Source organism: Paraburkholderia sp. RL18-101-BIB-B (genome assembly GCF_046026985.1).
Classification (GTDB): Bacteria; Pseudomonadota; Gammaproteobacteria; order Burkholderiales; family Burkholderiaceae; genus Paraburkholderia.
In genome coordinates this window covers 1-440 of the sequence record NZ_JARESV010000208.1, presented here as the reverse complement: position 1 = coordinate 440, position 440 = coordinate 1, and the positions used below count along the sequence as shown (strand labels likewise).

General features: G+C 58.2%; 1 protein-coding gene. It reads right to left on the bottom strand.

Features of this window, described 5'->3' with window-relative positions; all coding sequences use genetic code 11:
* Positions 1–311: hypothetical protein (locus P0D73_RS46760; RefSeq protein WP_408436554.1), on the bottom strand; the 311-nt coding region annotated here is incomplete at its 3' end.
* Positions 312–440: the final 129 nt, after the last annotated feature.

Here is a 440-nt window from a genome sequence, read left to right as displayed (position 1 = left end):
AGATGAATGTCGGTAAACCGGACCTTCTGCTTGACGCTGTCCAATTCGGTTACGGTCTCGGCGCAGCCGATCCCACCAACGCGGACCTGCGTAGTGACGAATGGCACCGGCACTGTGCCGGATGGCGACATCTCCAATGTGAGTGTGACATGCCAATAGTGCTGCGATGATGCAAACGTCCAATCGTGTTGGTTGCACGCAGGGCGCCGCCGGCGAGCAACAATGACGGCGACCTGGATTTGCCCTTCTTTGTCGGCCGCAATCGTTACCGCCCTTACCGGCACGGATGGCCTCTCACCGTTGCGATCCATATCCTTGCAAACAGCATCGGCCGACTCCTGTCTTTTATGTGCTCAGCATAAACCTACGCAGGGCCGTGACATAGCCGAGCGCAATCAGGAGCGGGAGAAGCAGACTCGCGATGATCTGCACCAGGCCGT